Below are 18,769 nucleotides of genomic sequence, written 5' to 3'. Positions count from 1 at the left end.
CCGGACCCCAGCCCGCGGACAGAATGAATGAACGAACGCCCCGTCAAGCTTGCCTGCCGGCATGTCTGGAAAATCTACGGCCCCCACCCTGAACGGCTACTGACCCAAGGCACACCGCCTTCGCTGGACGAGATCCGCCAGTCGGGCCATGTGGGCGCGGTGCGCGACGCGAGCCTTGAGGTCGGTGAAGGCGAGATCTTCGTCATCATGGGGTTGTCGGGTTCGGGCAAGAGCACTTTGGTGCGCTGCCTGTCGCGGCTGGTCGAACCCACCGGGGGCGAGATCCTTTACGATGGCGAGGACCTGCTGAAGGCCTCGCCCGCCCGGATGATCGAGATCCGGCGGCATCGGATGGGCATGGTGTTCCAGCACTTCGCCCTTCTGCCGCACCTGACTGTTCTTCAGAACGTGGCCTTCCCGCTGGAGGTGCAGGGGATCGACCAGGCGACCCGCGAGGCCCGGGCGCGTGAGGTGGTCCAGCTGGTCGGCCTGAAGGGGCGCGAGCAGAACTATCCCCGCCAGCTTTCGGGCGGGCAGCAGCAGAGGGTCGGGATCGCCCGCAGCCTTGCCGTCGAGCCGGACCTGTGGTTTCTCGACGAGCCCTTCTCGGCGCTCGATCCCCTGATCCGGCGAGAGATGCAGGAGGAATTCCTGCGTATCCAGCGCCAGCTGAAGAAGACGATCATCTTCATCACCCATGACTTCGACGAGGCGATCCGCCTCGCCGACCGGATTGCCATCATGAAGGACGGGGCGGTCGTGCAGATCGCGACGCCCGAGGAACTGGTCCTTGCCCCCGCCAACGACTATGTCGCCGCCTTCACCGCCCATGTGGCCCGCGCCAAGGTGGTGACCCTTGGCCGGATCGCCGCGCCGGGCCAGCCAGACGGCGTGGCCGGGACCCTCCCTGCGGGTGCGAGGATCGAGGAGGTGGCCGAACGGGTCGTCACCGCAAACGCGCCCTTCGCGGTCGAACGGGACGGTCAGGTGATTGGCCATGTCACCCCGGCGGCGGTGATCTCGGTCCTGATCGGGAAAGGGACATGACGCTCTGGCGCGGCATCTGGCTGGCCCTTGGGCTGGTCGCCTTGGCGCTGGCGGGGCTGGCGACACTGCCCGCGTCCGTGGTCTGGCCGCCCGAGACGATGCACCTGCCCTTCGCGGCCGCGCTGACGGCGGCGATGAAATGGCTGACCGAAACTGCTGCAATCGGCCCGGTCACGGTCAAGGACCTGACCCGGGGGTTCGCCTGGCTGATCGAGCTGCCCTATGAGGCGGTGAAGGTTCTGCTGGTCGACGGCATCACCGAAGGCAAGGGCCGCCGCGCGACGACGATAATCCCGCCACTGTCGTGGATTGCGGTCACGGCAGCGGCAGTGGCGCTGGGGCATTATGCGAAGAATATCTGGCTTGGGCTTCTGGCCGGGGCGCTGATGGTCTACCTTGCGGTCTTCGGGCAATGGGACAGCGCGATGATCACGCTGGCATCGATCGCCATCGCGGTGCCGCTGGGCGTGCTCGGGGGGGTGGCGCAAGGCATCGCCGCCTGGCGCTGGCCCTGGGTGGAGCGGGCGATCTCGCCGATCCTCGACCTGATGCAGACGATCCCGACCTTTGCCTTCCTGGTGCCGATCCTGGTGCTTTTCGGATTCGGCCCGGTGGCAGCGCTCTTGGCGACGATCATCTATGCGATGCCACCGATGGTGCGGGTGACCATCGTCGCGCTGCGCGCCGTCCCGTCCGAGATCGTGGACTTCGCCAACATGGCGGGCTGCACGCCCTTGCAGCGGATGCGGAAGGTGATGCTTCCCGTGGCGCTGCCTGACCTGATGGTGGGCGTCAACCAGGTCATCATGCTGAGCCTGAACATGGTGATCATCGCCTCGATGATCGGCGCGGGGGGGCTTGGCGCGGATGTGCTGGAAAGCTTGCGCCGGCTGAACATCGGCGGCGGGATCGAGGCGGGGCTTGCGATCACCGCGCTGGCCATCGTGCTGGACCGGCTGAGCCAGGCGATGTCGGAACGGGTGGCGACGGTGGAGGTCCGCACCGGCAACTGGTGGAAGCGGCATCCGCGCACCACGCTGGCCCTTGTCGTCGCACTGGTGACCGGGGCGCTTGGCTACCTGATCCCGGCGCTGCAGGACTGGCCGAAAGCCTGGCAGCTGACCACCAAGCCCTTCTGGTCGGACCTGATCGAATACATCAACGTCAACTATTTCGACCAGCTCGAGGCGGTCCGCGTCTGGTTCCTGGAAGCCCTCCTACTGCCGGTGAAGCGGTTCTTCCTGGCCCTGCCCTGGCCTTTCCTTATCGGCGTGCTGGCGCTGGCCGGCTGGCGGCTGGGCGGGATGCGGCTGGCGGTCCTTGTGCTGGCGCTGGGACTTTTCATCGCCGCGACGGGGCTGTGGGAGCAGGCGATGATCACCATCTACCTCTGCGGCCTTTCAGTCGTCTTCGCGATGCTGATCGGCCTGCCGCTCGGGATCCTCGCCGCCTCGAACGCCACGGCGGGCAAGATCATCGGCACCGTCGTCGACACGCTGCAGACGCTGCCCTCCTTCGTTTATCTCATCCCCGTGGTGATGCTGTTCCGCGTGGGCGACTTCAGCGCGATGATAGCGGTCATCCTTTTTGCGCTGGTCCCGGCGGTGAAATACACCGCCCACGGCATCCGGTCGGTCCCGTCGGAACTGGTCGAGGCCGGGGTCGTCTGCGGCTGCACCAAGGGCCAGATCCTGCGCAAGATCCGCCTGCCGCTGGCGGTGCCGATGATCCTTTTGGGCCTGAACCAGACGATCCTTCTGGCGCTGTCGATGCTGGTCATCACCGCCCTCGTCGGCACCCGCGACCTTGGGCAAGAGGTCTATGCCGCCCTTGCCACCGCTGATGTCGGCCGCGGCCTCGTCGCGGGTTTTGCCGTCGCCGCCATCGCCATCATCGCCGACCGCCTGATCGGAGCCGCCGCGAGGACGTCACGCGCCCGCCTTGAGGGCCTGTAGCCGGCTGCCCCGCCGGACCGCAAAGCCATGGCTTCTGTTGACGCCAGCCCGGTGCATCCACTAGGCCATTCGCGGAACGGGACCGTCGGTTACGGCCTTCACGCTTTGGTGATCTGGTGCGGAAGACCGCAGGCACTAGTGTAACGGAACGACGTCGGTTGCGAATAGGCAGTCAGGAATGCGTTGTAGATGGATGACTGGAGCAGCTTGCTGGCCGACGCGAATGCCGGCGACAGCAGGGCCTATGCAACTTTTCTCCGGGTGATCACGCCGGTCCTGCGGGGCGTGGTCCGGGCGAAGGGCGGTGGTCTGGGCGAGGCGGTCTGCGAGGACGTGCTGCAGGAGGTGCTGCTTGCGGTACACCTCAAGCGGCACACCTGGCAGGCGGGCACCCCAGTCCGGCCTTGGCTCTATGCCATCGCGCGCTACAAGGTCGTAGATGCCTTCCGGGCGCGCGGCGGCAGGGTGGAAATGCCGATCGAGGATTTCGATGAAATCCTAGCTGCCGAGGCCGGCCCCGATCCGACCGAAGCGGCCGACATGGCGAAGATGATCGGGCTGCTGGACGACCGGTCGGGCCGGCTTGTCCGGATGATCGGGATCGAAGGGGCAAGCACGGCCGAGGCCGGGCAAGCCCTGAACATGACGGAAGGCGCGGTCCGGGTGGCCCTGCATCGCGCCTTCAAGACACTGGCCTCCCTGCGGGAAAGGCACCTGAAATGAAGACAGACGACCTCATCGCGGCACTTGCCGCCGACAGCCGGACCGAGGCGCCCCCGCGGGTGGTCCTGGCGCCCTTGCTTGCGCTTGCGCTGGCCCTGGCCGTCTTCACGGTCTGGGTCTCGCTTGGGTTCCGCGAGGATCTTCTGGCCTCGCTGGGCGATCCGGTGTCGGTGATGCGCTTTGTCCTGACCGGGGCGCTGGGGGTCCTTGGTGTGCGATTGGCGCTGGTGCTGGCCCGGCCCGAAGGCAGCCATTTGGCGCGGCTCTGGCCCCTCGCCGTGCCGGTGGCGGCGGCCGTCGGAATGCTGATCTGGGCCTATGCCACGACGCTTGCCGATGGTCGCCAGATGGAGCTGGTCGGCAAGACGATGGCGACCTGCCTGGTGATGATCCCGCTTCTTTCGGTGCTGCCGGTCGCGGCGATCCTCTTTGCCCTGCGCCGGGGCGCGACCACTTCGCCCGCGCTGGCCGGTCTGGCGGCGGGTCTGGGCGGCAGCGGGCTTGCCGCGATGGCCTATGCCATGCATTGCACCGAGGACAGCCCGCTGTTCTATGTCACCTGGTACGGTCTGGCGATGGGCGGGGTCACCGTCGCCGCCACGCTGATCGGCGCGCGGATCTTGCGCTGGTAGCTCGGTGCCGCGTCAGGGCAACGCTTCGAACCCGTCGCCCGCCATCTGCCCCCCGAGCTTTAAGCCACGCGTCTCGGCCCGTTTCCGTTCTTTGGTCGGAACGCGGCCCCGGCACGTTCAGCCCTTTTCTCTTTTTTCAATGACCTGAGGCAAGTGGCGGAGGGGATGGGCCCGGTGTCCAACCTTCTCCGCTCCTGCAAACGTCACAAAGTCGCCGCCATGAAGCCTCGGACCCAAGCCCGGTCGACGAGGTCGGTCCCAACTTGGCTTTGTAGAGCAAACCTATACCAACCAGAGACGTTGGCGTGAGTTCGGGCTGCGAAAAAACAGTGTTCGGCAGCACTCCTTAGTTGCGTTCAGGGGAGACAGACTTGGCCGGGACCCCCAACCAAGTCACGCAAGGGGCTACACTCAGATAGATCTCAATAATCTCCTAGCTCGCATAGGACGAGGCGAAAACAAGCATGCTTCCGCGGGGGAGAAAGACAGCCTTCTCTTCAGATCCATCTGACTGCGCTAGATGCAAAGCCCGCACGCCACCTTCAATGTCATGCACCGACACTTTACATCTGATTCCTACAAGAAGATTAAACCTGTCTGCGATTCCAACGCAAAAACGAACAAAATCTTGAGCTTATTGGGTCAAGACGAAGTCTATTCTTAACCACTCAAGGAGATACTGTCCATCCATGCATTGAACAGGCTTCCCAATGACCCAGTTGATCCTTCCAGGTCTGTCCAAGCAAACAGTCTACATTGGGCGTGAGATTTCGACCAACCTCTTTGGGTCAAACTTTCTCTTCGATCGTGATGGATCTCAGGATGGACTGAGTGTCTCAAACACTTACAGAGACTTTGTAAGGGAAGTTGGCATTTCAAACATGCGTTACCCAGGCGGTGGTATCACAGAACTTCACTTTGATCTAGCAAATCCAAACTCACAAAACCAGAACTACATGGGAATCGCCACCGGACGCGAACCCACTGTCGGTATCTCGCAATTTCTAAGCTTCGCTGCAGAAGCAAATGCCTCTGCGACAATTGTCATTCCAACTTATCGCTTCCTGAGCAGAACAACCGACACCTACGGCCATCGCACGATCGATATAGGTGAGGAGGCAAACCTCAGATCTTTCCTCTCGCTTGCTTTAAGTGAGGCCAACAAGGCCGGCACAAAGATTACGGCATTCGAGGTTGGAAATGAATGGTATATTGAAAACACCCACGTCTTCGGCTTTACGATGTCGCCTGTCGAGTATGGTCGCGTTGCGAGTTACCTGTCCAAAATAATTCAGCAGGAGATCGACAAGTATTACATTACACACAATCTCAATCTTGCCGACGAACCCGCAATCGCGGTGCAGGTTGGGCCCGGAGGAAATGCAGAACTGTACACTCCATCCGGGCATGTTCCGCCGTCGAACTACTCGGGCCCCTTCATCAGTGCGACGGAGTTAATCTTTCGACAAATCAATGATTTATATGCACGCACGGCGATTGATGGCCTAATCTCCCATCGTTACCTGACCGGATCTGATGAATTAGTCTCTGGATGGGCATACAAACCATTCGATATTTTCTCCTCTCTTGCATCCTCGACCAGTGACTTCAAAAGGAGCTTGGACCGGTACGTCACTGAGTGGAACGTTGCTGCAAGAAACTCAAGCGAGTGGGGACTCAAGCAGTTTGATTCCATGGTTGAACTCCTTGATGAAATGGTGCGAGCAGATGTCGGCCATGCGCACGTTTGGGCAGTTCAACAGCGGAATCAGACTAGACTCATCGAGAACACCGGGCTCGGGAATGAAATCTACGGAGGCTTAGCAATCGGCGGACTCGCCTTTGACATGATGGCTGCACAATTGCCAGGCCTTCGGGTCATTGCGACACCGACGACAATTGGCGGCCTAGTTCAGCACTCATTTGGGTCCGAGGAGAGGAATGTTCATTTCCTTACCAACAGAAATGACGCACACCGAGCATCGTCGATTTCCGGAGACTCAGTAGGATCAGATGCACATCATGTCACCATCTATCAGGTAGAGCTCGACGAGAGCGGGGCGCCCGACGTAGCTGTATCGACAGTCAATGTTCGAAGTAATCCTTCGCCTCTTGGCATTGTGTTCTCTCCACATGAAACCGCCATGGTAGTTGTAGCGCGCGGCGAGCATGGCACTCGAATTGACGGCTACTCTCGTTCTGACAAGATCGAAGGCAGCAGGTTCTCTGATACCATTTTCGGTGGAGCAGGATCGGACACATTGTTCGGTCTGGAGGGGGGCGATCAAGTCCATGGTGGGGTTGGTGACGATTGGTTGTTAGGGGGGGAAGCAGATGACAGTCTTTATGGTGGCGATGGCTCGGATGTTCTGGACGGAGGAGTGGGCAATGACACGCTTGACGGTGGGGAAGGCAGCGACACACTGATCGGCGGCGACGGCAATGACAGGCTGATTGGCGGGTTCGGCGCCGATAGACTGGAAGGCGGGGCGGGGTTTGACTCGGCCAGCTATGCCGAAGCCTCCCAAGCTGTGGTGATTAACCTTGGTGACCAGAGACAGAACGCCGGTGCGGCGGCGGGCGATGTGCTCTTGGGTGTTGAGGAAATTGTAAGCACGGCCCATGCCGACGTCTTGATCATGGATGCCTCTGCGAACGTCCTGCGTGGCGAAGGCGGTGCGGACTGGCTTTCCGGAGAGGCGGGCAATGACACGCTTGACGGTGGTGAAGGCAACGACACGCTGATCGGCGGCGACGGCAATGACAGGCTGATTGGCGGGTTCGGCGCCGATAGACTGGAAGGCGGGGCGGGGTTTGACTCGGCCAGCTATGCCGAAGCCTCCCAAGCTGTGGTGATTAACCTTGGTGACCAGAGACAGAACGCCGGTGCGGCGGCGGGCGATGTGCTCTTGGGTGTTGAGGAAATTGTAAGCACGGCCCATGCCGACGTCTTGATCATGGATGCCTCTGCGAACGTCCTGCGTGGCGAAGGCGGTGCGGACTGGCTTTCTGGAAGAGCGGGGAATGATTGGCTGTTTGGCGGCGTCGGGGATGACACTTTGTTGGGCGGGGCGGGCTCTGACTGGGTCGAGGGGGGCCATGGGTTTGATGTTGCTTCCTATTCCGATGCGGCGGCTGCGGTGCTGGTGGACATGGTCATTCCTGGGGCGAACCAGGGCGATGCGTGGGGAGACACTCTGCGGGGGATTGAGGGGCTGGAGGGGTCCAACTTTGCCGACAGGCTTCTAGGCGACGGATTCAGCAATCGGCTTACTGGCCGGTCCGGCAATGATCAGCTGGAAGGGCGTGCGGGCAATGACACGCTTAACGGCGGCGATGGGGACGACACGCTGATCGGCGGGCTTGGCAACGATGTGCTTGAGGGTGGCGCGGGGTCTGACTGGGCAAGCTGGGCCGACATGAGCTCGGGCATCGTTGCGGACCTGGCCGATTGGAGACGCAGCGCAGGCTGGGCGGCACAGGACCGCGTAGCAGGGATCGAGAACCTGATCGGAACGGCCCATGGTGACAGGCTACTCGGCGATGCACAGGCCAACCGGCTTCTCGGCTGGTTTGGCAACGATTGGCTCGAAGGGAACGGCGGCGCGGATGTTCTGGAAGGAGGGGCGGGCAATGACACGCTTGTCGGCGGTGAAGGCGACGACACGCTGATCGGTGGCGCCGGCAGGGATGTGCTGGTGGGTGGTGCGGGGTCTGACTGGGCAAGCTGGGCCGACATGAGTTCGGGTACTGTGGCGGACCTGGCCAATTGGAGGCGCAGCTCAGGCTGGGCGGCACAGGACCGCGTAACAGGGATCGAGAACCTGATCGGAACAGCCCATGGCGACAGACTATTGGGTGATGCACAGGCAAACCGGCTGCTCGGCTTGCTTGGCAACGATTGGCTAGAAGGGCGCAGGGGCACGGATGTTCTGGACGGAGGGGCGGGCAATGACACGCTTGACGGTGGTGAAGGCAACGACACGCTGATCGGCGGCGACGGCAATGACAAGCTGTTTGGCGGCGTCGGGGATGACACTCTGTTGGGCGGGGCGGGCTCTGACTGGGTCGAGGGGGGGCATGGGTTTGATGTTGCTTCCTATTCCGATGCGGCGGCTGCGGTGCTGGTGGACATGGTCATTCCTGGGGCGAACCAGGGCGATGCGTGGGGAGATACTCTGCGGGGGATTGAGGGGCTGGAGGGTTCCAACTTTGCCGACAGGCTTCTAGGCGACGGATTCAGCAATCGGCTTACTGGCCGGTCCGGCAATGATCAGCTGGAAGGGCGTGCGGGCAATGACACACTTAACGGCGGCGATGGGGACGACACGCTGATCGGCGGGCTTGGCAACGATTGGCTCGAAGGGAACGGCGGCGCGGATGTTCTGGAAGGAGAGGCGGGCAATGACACGCTTGTCGGCGGTGAAGGCGACGACACGCTGATCGGTGGCGACGGCAGTGACTTCTTCCTGTTCTCTGGAGGCAACGACGTGATACTAGATTTCACCAATGGCCAAGACAAGATCTGGCTCCCGGACGATCTATGGGACGGTGCTCCGCCAGCGATAGCTACCGTTCTTGCAGAAGTTCGGCAGACTGAAGGCGGCATTACCCTTGAAATTGCCAACGGCACAACCCTAGAAGTATACGGAATCTTCGACAGAAGTGTCTTGGCGGACGACATCTTGTTCATTTGATAAATCCGATCAAGCGAGTTGAAGACATTCATAGATCGGCCAGCGCGCTTCGCTTTAGCACCGGACTTGGGAACAGTTAGTTTGTGTCTGGGTACTGGTAGTCAGATCTCATTGCGCTTATCACGAAATGACTTATCTCCAACGAAGATATAGTGGACGCTTTGTGGATAGCGGTATACTCACTGGACAAGAAGATTTCAAGAGATGCTCCTGATCACAAAGCTTTTGGCACCCAGCGATTTGCTTCCAATTAGAAATGCTCGATTGGCATCGCGAGATTGGAAAACTTGAGGAGGCTAAGTCTTATTGAGATTTCCATTTGACGAAATCCTTCGTAGCCGATTGCTATGCCAAGCTCCTACCGTCGTGTTCTTGAGTTCAAAGGCTTCAACCGTGTGACCTGCTAGTTTCATTCGACACTGCAGCTCTTCTGGTCAGCTGACGAGTCTCTCTGTGTGACGGAATACTCACATATTGGCTCACTCACTGAACTGATTTGCTCTGAGCCAAGCCAAACTGAGACCGCTCGAGAAGCACACTTGACATGCGGAACGATTGATTAACCAGATCGTAACCTAGGGATGTTTATCTGCGCGCACAGTTTCCATAGGAGCCGCTCATGAGTCTTCCCCCCTTCGTCGACTGGGTCATCCCTACACTGGATGATGTCTCTGTCTTCTTGACCAAGAACGGCATGCAAGAAGCCGCTGACGCAGTAACTGACGCTGCGTCTGCTGTCCGAGGAAACGTCACCACTTCGATTTCAAACGATGAGCAACTGTTGAGTACCACTCCGATTCGAGAAGGAACGATGACTCGGTTTTGCGTCTACTCGCGTCAGCGATAAAGCCTGCTTACCTTCAGAAATTCCGCGAGTTCTCTTCATCCGGAAACAAAGCTGCATTCTTGAAACCCTTTACAATGCGCAGATGGCAGAAGGACGATCCACTTTCAGTCCCAAAGGTAGTGGAAGCGCTATCTAACCATGGAATGACTACCTCAACCAGGTTTGCAGATTGGCAATGGAGACGATGCTGTTGAACGTGATCAAATGCTGATTCATTGGCCGAAAATACGAACCAAAGGTCCATGATCGATGTTGCCCAGCCTTATATGAAAGGCGTTCGGTTCCCAAGGCGACAGGAAACGCCTTAACTCTGGAGTCTCTGCGTTATGCTCAGCTTGGAACCACGAGATCTAGCAGTGAACAGACTTTTCTCTAGTTGGGGGTCAAGACAAGGTCATTTTGGGAAACCTGCCCGCAGCTATCGCACGACACGTTCCCGCACTATTGCTGATCGCGCTATTCAGCATGTTCGTGAACCTGCTAATGCTGACCGGTCCTCTCTTCATGCTGCAGGTCTACGATCGAGTTCTCGCCAGCCGTTCGGAGCCTACGCTCGTTGCGCTCTTCCTCTTGGTCATCGGTCTCTTCGTCGCAATGGCGGTCCTGGGCGATCCGCTCTTGGTACTAGATGAAGCAGAGCTGGCTTCTCAGGCGAAGATCATGGCCGATCAGCTTGTCGAGTTGCGCGCGCGTGCTGCACGCTTGGGTGCCGAACGAGATGGAATGGCCAATACTGAGCATGCTGCCGACCTTAAGGAAATGGCAGAATTCGATCCCGTTGTTGCTTCAATCATCGACGGCCAGGATGACCTCTTCCTCGCACGATTGATGACGTTTGGTGATGCAACCCGTTCACTTGAGATGCAGATAAAGAACGAGATCGAGGGCCAAAGAGCCCAGATCGAAGCGCTGGACGAGCAGCTCGAGCTTGTGGAGACTGATCTGCTAAACTCCCAGGCTTTGCTCGAAGAGGGTCTGTTACAGAGCACTCGTGTCACATCGCTAAAGCGGGAAAGGGCCAACCTGGCAGGTCAGCATCGCGAACTTGAAGCTGCCATTGCGCGGAACCTTGGGCGCATCTCTCAGATTGAAATTGAGACCCTCGGGCTTTCTACCAAGCAACGAGAGCAGGCATTGTCGGAACTTAGAGACGTAGAGCCACGTATCGCTATGCTGACCGAGGAACTTGGCGCGCTGCAATTGAAGCTCGGGCGGTTGACACTCACGGCACCGACGGAAGGCATTGTGCACAATATGCGAGTTCACAGCCTCGGAGCAGTGATTAGATCAGCTGAACGTATACTATTTATAATCCCTCAGAATGAAGAGCTGACGGTTACTGCAAAGATTGACGTCTACCACATCGATCAGGTATCTACTGGAAGCCTGGTAACCCTGCGCTTTTCGGCATTCAACGCAAGAACGACGCCGGAGATTAGAGCCGAGATCTCTCGTGTTTCTGCGGACGTTACCACTGACGAGCGATCAGGCCAGCAGTACTATACTGCCGAGCTTAACGTGAGCTATAGGGAAATTGCTCGCCTCGGCAACCAAGCCCTCTTGCCGGGAATGCCGGTTGAAGTATTCATCCAGACCGGCGAACGTTCGCCTCTTAGCTACTTCACAAAGCCATTCACAGACTATTTCGAACATGCGTTCCGGGAGTGACGAGCCTTTGGCGCAAACTGATTGAGCAAAGCCAAGTCGGCAATCGGACTAATGCGTTCCACTGCAACGCCATTAAGCGGCCACCTCTCCCACTCAGGAGACATCTTCATGTCCCAAATGGTGCTCAGACCGGCCGCTCACTTTTGTGGCGAGCAACACAGTAATCCTATCTTGACGTATGGGATTTGCGCGCGGCTGCATTCTTGAGTAGTGTGCAATCTGATGGTATCCTACCATATCTTGTCGAATTGTGGCCACCAAGTCGCACATCTATACGTACGATCATTCGCGCCGAAGCGTGATGGTCGCCTGAAGCTTTGCTGCCTTGAACACAACTGATCCAGTTTACTCTTTGATTTAACCTTTTGTTTAACATCTTGAGACAGAACGTGTGCATCCAATAGCGACCAAGGTGTAAAATGCATCCCAATGAACTGAAGAATCAAGCTCTTGTCGCAGCGTCATTGGCACGGTTAGAAGGCTTTACATCAACGGCCTCTGCACTCTTGGAACTTGCTGAAGCTTGTGCAAACGAAACACAAAAATTGCAACGTCGTGCTATGGAGGTTTCCGGACAGGACTGCCGCTCGGGTAACGTTCGATCAGAGAACCTCACTTTGGCGAATTAAAGGAGCTTTTGCCATGTTCTGCTTCTATCCGACCTAGTGTAAGGACCCATTAATCGGCTTAACGCCTCCAGCCAGCGTTATTCAATGTCCCGAACCGGCGGGGGTGGTCATAAGCAATCTATTCTGGCTGACGGACGAGCAGGTGGAGCGGCTGAGACCGTTTCTTTCCGAATAGCCATGGCAAGCCGCGCGTCGATGATCGGCGGGTTCTGTGAGGCATAATGTTAATCAAGCGCCATGGTTTGTGGTGGTGCGATGCGCCCAGGGAGTATGGCACTCCGAAGACGCTCTACACCAAAGGAAGCGGATCGGTGGACATGGGGGTGTTTGCCTAGATGATGTAGGGCTTGGCCTTCGACGGCTCCGAGCAAATGACCATGATGATCGACGCGAACTATCTGAAGGCGCACCGCACGGCTTCGAGCTTGCGGGTAAAGGAGGAATGCCCGATGACCAGCGCGGGCACTTGATCCGGCGCACGTAAGCCCTGCACTTCCGGCCTTAGTGTGCTCGGCATGCCTTTCAGGCAAGACAAGCGCCGATACAAGGACGCAACAGGATCGAGATCATGGCCGGGCCGCTCAAGGATTGGGGGCGGATTCCTACCCCGCTGCGACAGGTGCCCGAAGGTCTCTATCTCCACCGTCGCCCTCGCTGCCACCGTCATGTTCTGGAATGATCCAGAACGAGTCCTGAACCTAGTTTCGTGGCAATTGCGTTTCTTCATTTTCTGACACTCTCGTTCGTGGAGACCAGCAGACGAGACGGACAGAAGTTTAACTGGATTCTTACTTTTAGCTGTTCAGTTCCACATTGGCACACCTTGCCCAATAAACCAATCAACTTACCGCCGAAACCCGACACATCCACGGTGCGCTTCACGCGCAACACCTTGACCTTCGTGAGAATGTAAAGCAGCCCATCGATGATCAGCAAATGCAACGCCCGAACTAATCCTGCGACGAAGCTAAATCCATCAACGTGGCGAACCCAGTTCGGCGGCCTATTCTGGGAGCATCATCAAATGCAGTTTCAGCAAGGGTTGGCGCATCCGCGTCTCCTAGTTCGCACGGGTGGAAGTCAACTGTGCGGGACGAGCTCTAGTTCACGTTGACCTACCGAGACGCACAGCCAGGACAAGCATTTCTCCGATGTCCTTTGCGAGGATGTCTGCGGGGGCGAAGCGGAGGTCATCGTTCAACCATCCGGCCTCTGACCAAAGAAACGCCACTATTGCAAACGCGAGATCTGTCTGTGCGTAAAACGCCAAGGCTAGCCCCTCTTTGGAGTTGGAACAAGGGAAGATTGCAAGGTCAGGTCGGTGCCTCAAGTCGAAAGACCTTGATGTAGCCGGAAGATTTCTCATCTCCGCCGTCAGGCCTAGGTAATTCGGCTTGAGTACCGTCTCGCTGAACTGGTTCTTTACCCCATTGGGGAATAGCGCCGACCAGTATACCGCCTCTCGGCTCACTTCGTGCAGGAGGTCATCAACGGTTTCAGCTTCAAACTGCACCGTGAAGGCAACGGCCGCCGTCGCTTTGGAATGCTCAGACATCAATGCCTCCGGGTTATCCCACACGGCGATCCAACCTGAATACCGTCCGTCATCCATGACATGCATCAAGGTCGCTGCACGAAAAGGGGAACAGCAGGAAGCGTTACCATGGCGCTGAAAGGACTTCCTGACCCCCGTGCCAACTCCGAGCGCGGCGAGCAAAGCCAATGCACCGCTTCCAACTGGTGCCCTACCCATATTGGTAACAGGCGATCGGCAGCGCAGGGAAGTGAGGATCAAGGAATGCTTCAGCGATGGAGGCGCCGCACGTTTCCCACTCCCCAAGCACCCCCCGCCGCGTCCTGATCTCGCGCGCCGTCAGCTCCGCCGCTATCGCGCGGAGGGACTTGTGCCGTTCTGCGCGGATATCTGCAAGCACTGGCGCCAGGTCTGCGGCAAAGGCTGCCGAGTCTGCCGACACCGTCGCTCTGAGCGCCGCACCGCCCTTGCCAGCCCGCCGCAGGATCGCGGCCCCATACGGGTTCCCCAGCTTTACCCCGCGGGCCTTGGCTACCTCCAACGCCTCCTTGGTTCGTTGGGAGATCACCTCCCGCTCCGCTTGGGCCACCAGCGCCATGATGCCCACGGTCAGGTCGTTGGCTTCTGGCATTTCCACGGCCACGAACCGCACACCGCTGTCTCGTAGCGCAAGGAGGAACGCCGCGTTCCGGCTGAGCCGATCCAGCTTTGCGATCACCAGTGTCGTACCCGTGACCTTCGCTAGGCGCAGGGCCTTCAGGAGTTCCGGCCGGTCGGCCTTGCGCCCGCTTTCCACCTCGGTGAACCGGGTCAGGACCTCAGCCCCGCGCGAGATGGCGAAGTCCTCGATCACCTTGCGCTGCGCATCAAGCCCGAGCACGCTCGCGCCTTGGCGCGCCGTCGAGACCCGCTCGTAGGCCACCAGCCGCTGTCATGTCGCCATACCGGATCGTACAGCAGGCCTGAACTCGCATCATGCGGCCCAAGGTCTGGATGCCGTCCCTTCGGGGACGGCAAGTCTCGTAAGGGGTTTCCCTCGATCCCATGCAAGCGAACGGTGCCCCTTGAAATCAACGCAATGTGTCGAAAAACTGCGGAAATTGAATGACTTGCTGCGAGAATCCAGATAGGTCGAAAGGCTGCCAAGCGGATTGCAGCAGACCAATTGACGCACCCTTCCCACTAATGCGCCAGTTTCCCGCACTTTGGGTTCGATTGTTTCGAGAGGAAATGCTAATTTCAACCTTGAGTATATCGGAGAGGCGAGCCTTGTGCGCCCCTCTTTGCTCGGCCGAGCCAGCCGCATTCCAACATATAGCTGAGCATAGGTCTTGGTTGACGAAGGCTAGGGGAGCGCCATGGCGGTGGGCCCACCTTAAGCAGTTTACTCAAGGTTGATTGTTACCGCAGATCTCCAGATTAATCTTCCGTTAAGATTTCTTGTCTATTTTTTGTTACAGCATGAATAGATTAGAGGTTGAAAATGAAGCGGCACGAACTAAGGGTCCGAGCCCTCGCAGCTGCAATTGCGGCCAGGCACGCTGGCTTTCTTGAGACTTCCGAAGCGCTGATCCGGATGGTCGGACTCTGCGAGAGCGGTCTGGCTCAGGGAAAGGGTGATCAAATCTTGTCCGACACTACAGCATTGTGGATTGCGGAAAAACCAAAGCGGCAGAGCAATCATTAGGGTTTCATTAACCGTTCTTCGCTCTTCATGGTCCTGTGGATAAGTGGGGAGCGTCATGACTGAAGTCGTCGATTCGATCCTAGGTTTGCTTAGTGAAACCGCGAACCTCGCGCGGGAAACATCGGACGGGCCACTGGCGAATGCTACTGCAGAAGTTCTGCGGGCCATGCAGTTGGACTCGATAATCGGTCAACGAGAAAGCTGGGTATACCAGACTATCATGCAGAACCTGGTAGAAACCGGTGCGCTTGGTCCAGGGGTGACCGACCTGGCCTCGCTGCGAACGCACCGTCCCAACTAGTGGACATCTTGGCCAGTTCTTCTCTGGCTATGGTTTTTGGGTCAATACCGGATCGCAGTGCTGTTCGCCTGAGGTTGCTTCAAACTGCCAGGGGTCTGGATGCAGTCCCTTTACCCGTGCGTCCGGGCCTAGGTCAGTCCGCCTGCACCAAGGTCAGCTGACAGGCTCCGGTCTGCACCGACGGTTTACTTCGGCGTCGCCCGTTGCCTGTTTGGTTGCAGGAAGCAAGCAGACCGGACCTTCTGACCAGAAAACCAATAGCCGGCAGGCCCGTGGGCACGCCGGCCTTTTCTGCGAAGGGCCCCACCCAGGTCGGATTGACCTGACCCCGCGCTGGAGCAGGCGCGACCAACCCTATCCATGGCCCGATGACCTGAGCCCACGCCAGCCCGCTGACCAGACCGAGCCTCCCCGTTCGATATGCGGACCACATGGGCGCTAGCGCTGACCGAACTCGACCCACGCTATAGCCTCTGAGATTTCGCGACCAGTCAGTAGGCCGGCCGCTCGGCTCGGGTGCTGGATCTGGCGCTGGGGCAGCGAGCCCTCGACCGGCGTAGCTACAGTCGCGTAGAGGCGTGGAACAAGTGGGCGCTGTGAAGAGGTGTGGCGCTCAGGCGCGTTGCGGTCAACCGAGTAGGCCAACCGGGACCGTCCACACCAACCAAGGGGGGGGTAGGAGCTACCTTGATCAGTTCGAGCCCCGGCCGACCCCTCTCCGGAAAATTCTGGTTCTCCGGGATAGGATTTCTGTCGAAACGTAAATGGCTCAACATTTCGGGATGAGGCTGGTATGCAACATAGTATCCAGCGATGTGTTCATGTAGACACACTTCTTTGGCGGCTTGCGGCGAGGCTGGGCCGGGAAATCGCCGGCATAGTTAAAAAATCGACCTGTTTGGCCCGGCTGATGTCGCGGAAAAATCGCGCGGCTCTGCCGGCAGGGCCTGCAAACTTGGCCTGCCTGGCTGACAAATCGTTTGTCGGCTTCAGCCTGCAGGCAGCGTCAGACCCCGTCCCCAAGCCTGCCGGGCCCCGTGCCTGCTTCTGGACGATCATTTCGGCCGCCGCGCGAATGTCGGACGCTTCGGCAAATAGGCCGTCGCTCGGCGTCGTCAGGCCGAACAAAGCCGCTGGGCCAGAAAGGTCTCCTTAAACAAGCGCTGCCCGCACCCGTTCCCCGCTGGCCCTTCGTGTTCGGCCGGCGACGCAAACGGCCCAAAGCGGACGTTCAGCTTACCCGAGGCAAATGGTGCCTATGGGGCACGGAAACCAGCCCGTTCAAGACTTCGATGAAGCATCAAGCAAAGGAAAGCGGGACAGCGGCCGGACCTGCTACACCCGTGAATTGATCACACACGGTACGCTACTGCACATGCTCGCGGGAGAAGGCGCGCTCACCCGGTGCGCGCAAATGCACCCAGTGCCGCCGCGTCGAGGATTCTGATCCGCCCATAAGATACATCGAGCCACGCTTTGGCCTCGAACCGTTTGAGCACGCGATTGACGACTTTTCGGCCTGCATTGGCCATGTCGCCCAACTGCGCCTGAGTGACCAAGGCTGTTTCGGTCGGCAATCCGTCCTGCCCGGGTCCCGCGATCTGAAGTAGCGTCGTCGCGATCCGCCGGTCCACGTTGCGGATCAACAGCGTCTCGATAACACGGAGAGCGATGTCCATCCCGTACTCGCTGATCGAGAGGAGTGCGCGCTGATGGGCGGGCGAGCGTTGCATGATCTCTTTCGCCGAAGCGAGTGGCACATGGAACAGCAGTGTCGGTTCGACCAGCGAGAAGGAGAGGCTGCGCTTTTGCGGCCGTACCATAGGCCCGTACCCGAACCAGGTCCCACGACGGACGATCTGCACCAGGATCGCATCGCCGATCGCGGAGGGCAGATGGATGCCCACGCCGCCGCTGACGATGCCGTAGATGCCCCCTTCGTCATCTCCCGCATGAAAGATGAACTCGCCTGCCGGAAAGTGGACCAGGCGCGCAACCTTCAAGACGGCGCGCCGCAGCTCTTCCGGCTGGTCCGCAAGCCAGCCTGCTGTCAGAATGGACCTCTCTGCTTCTGTGCGATCGATCACCGGGGGCCCCTCTGCTTGGTTTGGTGACGTCGTCTGTCCCGACGATGGCATGAATTGTCGGTGTGATTGTCCCGATCAGGACAATGCGCCACGCATGGATGAGTTATTCCCGAGCGTAAAAGAACCATCGTGCTTCGTAATGCAAGGCGAAGACCGGCCCAAACGAGTTTCGCAGGGAGCCACCGGAATGACCACATACGATCTAACCCGTCGCACGGCACTCGGTCTTTTGGGCAGTGTCTCTGCCGTCGCCCTGTCTGGCGGAGCGGTCCTTGCCGAAGGTCTTAGCCTGCAGGATGTCGGGCGGCAGGCAGAAGCCTTGCCGACCGTTACCGTCTACACCGCGCGCCGCGTCATCACGATGGAGGGGAACGACCCCGGGATTGACGCCGTCGCGGTCGTCGGTGACCGCGTGCTAGCTGCCGGAAGCCGTGCGGACATCGAAGCGCGGATCGGGGATCAGCCCTTTGTCGTCGACGACCGTTTTGCCGACAAGGTCATCATCGCAGGCCTGATCGACCAGCATGTGCATCCCGTGCTTGGTGCCCTGACGATCACCACCGAAGTCATCGCCATCGAGGACTGGGACCTGCCGACAGGCTTCTCCAAGGCAGCCCTGACGCCTGAGGACTACATTGCCCGGCTGACTGAGGCCGAAGCAGCGATGGGCGAGAATGAAACGCCGCTTCTGACCTGGGGCTACCACCACTATTTCCATGGCCTGATCCGTCGCCCCGACCTTGATGCGATCAGCACAACGCGCCCGATCATCATCTGGCACCGCTCGGCACATGAGTTTATACTCAACACGCCTGCGCTTGATCTGCTCGGGATCACGGCCGAATTTGTCGACTCTCTGACCGGCACCCCACGCGAACAGTCCGACCATGCGCTGGGGCACTTCTACGAGCAGGGCGCTTTCGCGGTCATGCCGCTTCTTGCGCCGGTGATTGCAACGCAGG

Annotated in this window: 12 protein-coding genes and 2 pseudogenes; 10 read left to right on the top strand and 4 right to left on the bottom strand. The window is 59.2% G+C overall.

The window, feature by feature from the left end; genetic code table 11:
• Positions 1-27 precede the first annotated feature (27 nt).
• The 8 genes and pseudogenes from AC2D9V_RS12965 to AC2D9V_RS12930 form a co-directional block, all read left to right on the top strand.
• Positions 28-1,047 (top strand): quaternary amine ABC transporter ATP-binding protein, encoded by a 1,020-nt coding sequence (locus AC2D9V_RS12965; RefSeq protein ID WP_484714513.1) that lies wholly within the window; start codon positions 28-30, stop codon positions 1,045-1,047.
• Positions 1,044-3,002, top strand: coding sequence for an ABC transporter permease (locus AC2D9V_RS12960; RefSeq protein WP_484714512.1), 1,959 nt, complete (start codon positions 1,044-1,046; stop codon positions 3,000-3,002). The genes AC2D9V_RS12965 and AC2D9V_RS12960 overlap by 4 nt, the downstream gene beginning before the upstream one ends.
• A gap of 189 nt (positions 3,003-3,191) precedes the next feature.
• Positions 3,192-3,725, top strand: a complete 534-nt coding sequence (locus AC2D9V_RS12955) for a sigma factor (protein WP_484714511.1) — start codon at positions 3,192-3,194, stop codon at positions 3,723-3,725.
• Positions 3,722-4,357, top strand: coding sequence for an NrsF family protein (locus tag AC2D9V_RS12950; RefSeq protein ID WP_484714510.1), 636 nt, complete (start codon positions 3,722-3,724; stop codon positions 4,355-4,357). Before AC2D9V_RS12955 ends, AC2D9V_RS12950 begins: the two co-directional genes overlap by 4 nt.
• Positions 4,358-5,067: 710 nt before the next feature.
• Complete coding sequence (locus AC2D9V_RS12945; RefSeq protein WP_484714509.1) at positions 5,068-9,054, top strand: calcium-binding protein; 3,987 nt, start codon at positions 5,068-5,070, stop codon at positions 9,052-9,054.
• 1,291 nt (positions 9,055-10,345) lie between these two features.
• A complete protein-coding gene (locus AC2D9V_RS12940) occupies positions 10,346-11,569 on the top strand; it encodes an HlyD family type I secretion periplasmic adaptor subunit (RefSeq protein WP_484714508.1) in 1,224 nt (407 codons plus the stop codon).
• Positions 11,570-12,307: 738 nt separating this feature from the next.
• Positions 12,308-12,626, top strand: a pseudogene (locus AC2D9V_RS12935) (transposase); the annotation flags it as partial.
• Between the two features lie 99 nt (positions 12,627-12,725).
• Positions 12,726-12,932 (top strand): annotated as a pseudogene (locus AC2D9V_RS12930) (hypothetical protein); the annotation flags it as partial.
• Here AC2D9V_RS12930 and AC2D9V_RS12925 read toward each other — a convergent pair.
• The 3 genes from AC2D9V_RS12925 to AC2D9V_RS12915 form a co-directional block, all read right to left on the bottom strand.
• Positions 12,922-13,134 carry a hypothetical protein gene (locus tag AC2D9V_RS12925; protein ID WP_484714507.1) on the bottom strand — a complete coding sequence of 71 codons (213 nt, stop codon included), beginning with the start codon at positions 13,132-13,134 and terminating at the stop codon, positions 12,922-12,924. The pseudogene AC2D9V_RS12930 and the gene AC2D9V_RS12925 overlap by 11 nt on opposite strands.
• Before the next feature lie 169 nt (positions 13,135-13,303).
• Positions 13,304-13,753, bottom strand: a complete 450-nt coding sequence (locus AC2D9V_RS12920; protein ID WP_484714506.1) for a hypothetical protein — start codon at positions 13,751-13,753, stop codon at positions 13,304-13,306.
• 190 nt (positions 13,754-13,943) lie between these two features.
• Positions 13,944-14,654, bottom strand: a complete 711-nt coding sequence (locus AC2D9V_RS12915) for a recombinase family protein (protein WP_484714505.1) — start codon at positions 14,652-14,654, stop codon at positions 13,944-13,946.
• Positions 14,655-15,474: 820 nt separating this feature from the next.
• Between AC2D9V_RS12915 and AC2D9V_RS12910 the strand changes: the two genes are divergently transcribed.
• Entirely contained in the window at positions 15,475-15,720 is a 246-nt protein-coding gene (locus AC2D9V_RS12910; protein ID WP_484714504.1) for a hypothetical protein, read from the top strand.
• Positions 15,721-17,117: 1,397 nt separating this feature from the next.
• Here the strand turns inward: AC2D9V_RS12910 and AC2D9V_RS12905 are convergent.
• The gene (locus AC2D9V_RS12905) at positions 17,118-17,807 is read right to left on the bottom strand and encodes a Crp/Fnr family transcriptional regulator (protein ID WP_484714503.1); all 690 of its coding nucleotides are present in this window, start codon (positions 17,805-17,807) and stop codon (positions 17,118-17,120) included.
• A gap of 187 nt (positions 17,808-17,994) precedes the next feature.
• Between AC2D9V_RS12905 and AC2D9V_RS12900 the strand changes: the two genes are divergently transcribed.
• The coding region (locus tag AC2D9V_RS12900) for an amidohydrolase family protein (protein ID WP_484714502.1) at positions 17,995-18,769 on the top strand (775 nt) is incomplete at its 3' end.

The sequence above is a fragment of the Tabrizicola sp. T46 genome, from assembly GCF_057219895.1.
Note: the sequence above shows the minus strand (reverse complement) of the source record. Positions and strands in the feature narration are given on the sequence as shown.

Bases quoted from the DNA above. Each gene is read 5' to 3' on its own strand.
- AC2D9V_RS12965 (WP_484714513.1), top strand. From the start codon at position 28: ATGAACGAACGCCCCGTCAAGCTTGCCTGCCGGCATGTCTGGAAAATC.
- AC2D9V_RS12960 (WP_484714512.1), top strand. From the start codon at position 1,044: ATGACGCTCTGGCGCGGCATCTGGCTGGCCCTTGGGCTGGTCGCCTTG.
- AC2D9V_RS12955 (WP_484714511.1), top strand. From the start codon at position 3,192: ATGGATGACTGGAGCAGCTTGCTGGCCGACGCGAATGCCGGCGACAGC.
- AC2D9V_RS12950 (WP_484714510.1), top strand. From the start codon at position 3,722: ATGAAGACAGACGACCTCATCGCGGCACTTGCCGCCGACAGCCGGACC.
- AC2D9V_RS12945 (WP_484714509.1), top strand. From the start codon at position 5,068: ATGACCCAGTTGATCCTTCCAGGTCTGTCCAAGCAAACAGTCTACATT.
- AC2D9V_RS12920 (WP_484714506.1), bottom strand. From the start codon at position 13,753: ATGTCTGAGCATTCCAAAGCGACGGCGGCCGTTGCCTTCACGGTGCAG.
- AC2D9V_RS12910 (WP_484714504.1), top strand. From the start codon at position 15,475: ATGACTGAAGTCGTCGATTCGATCCTAGGTTTGCTTAGTGAAACCGCG.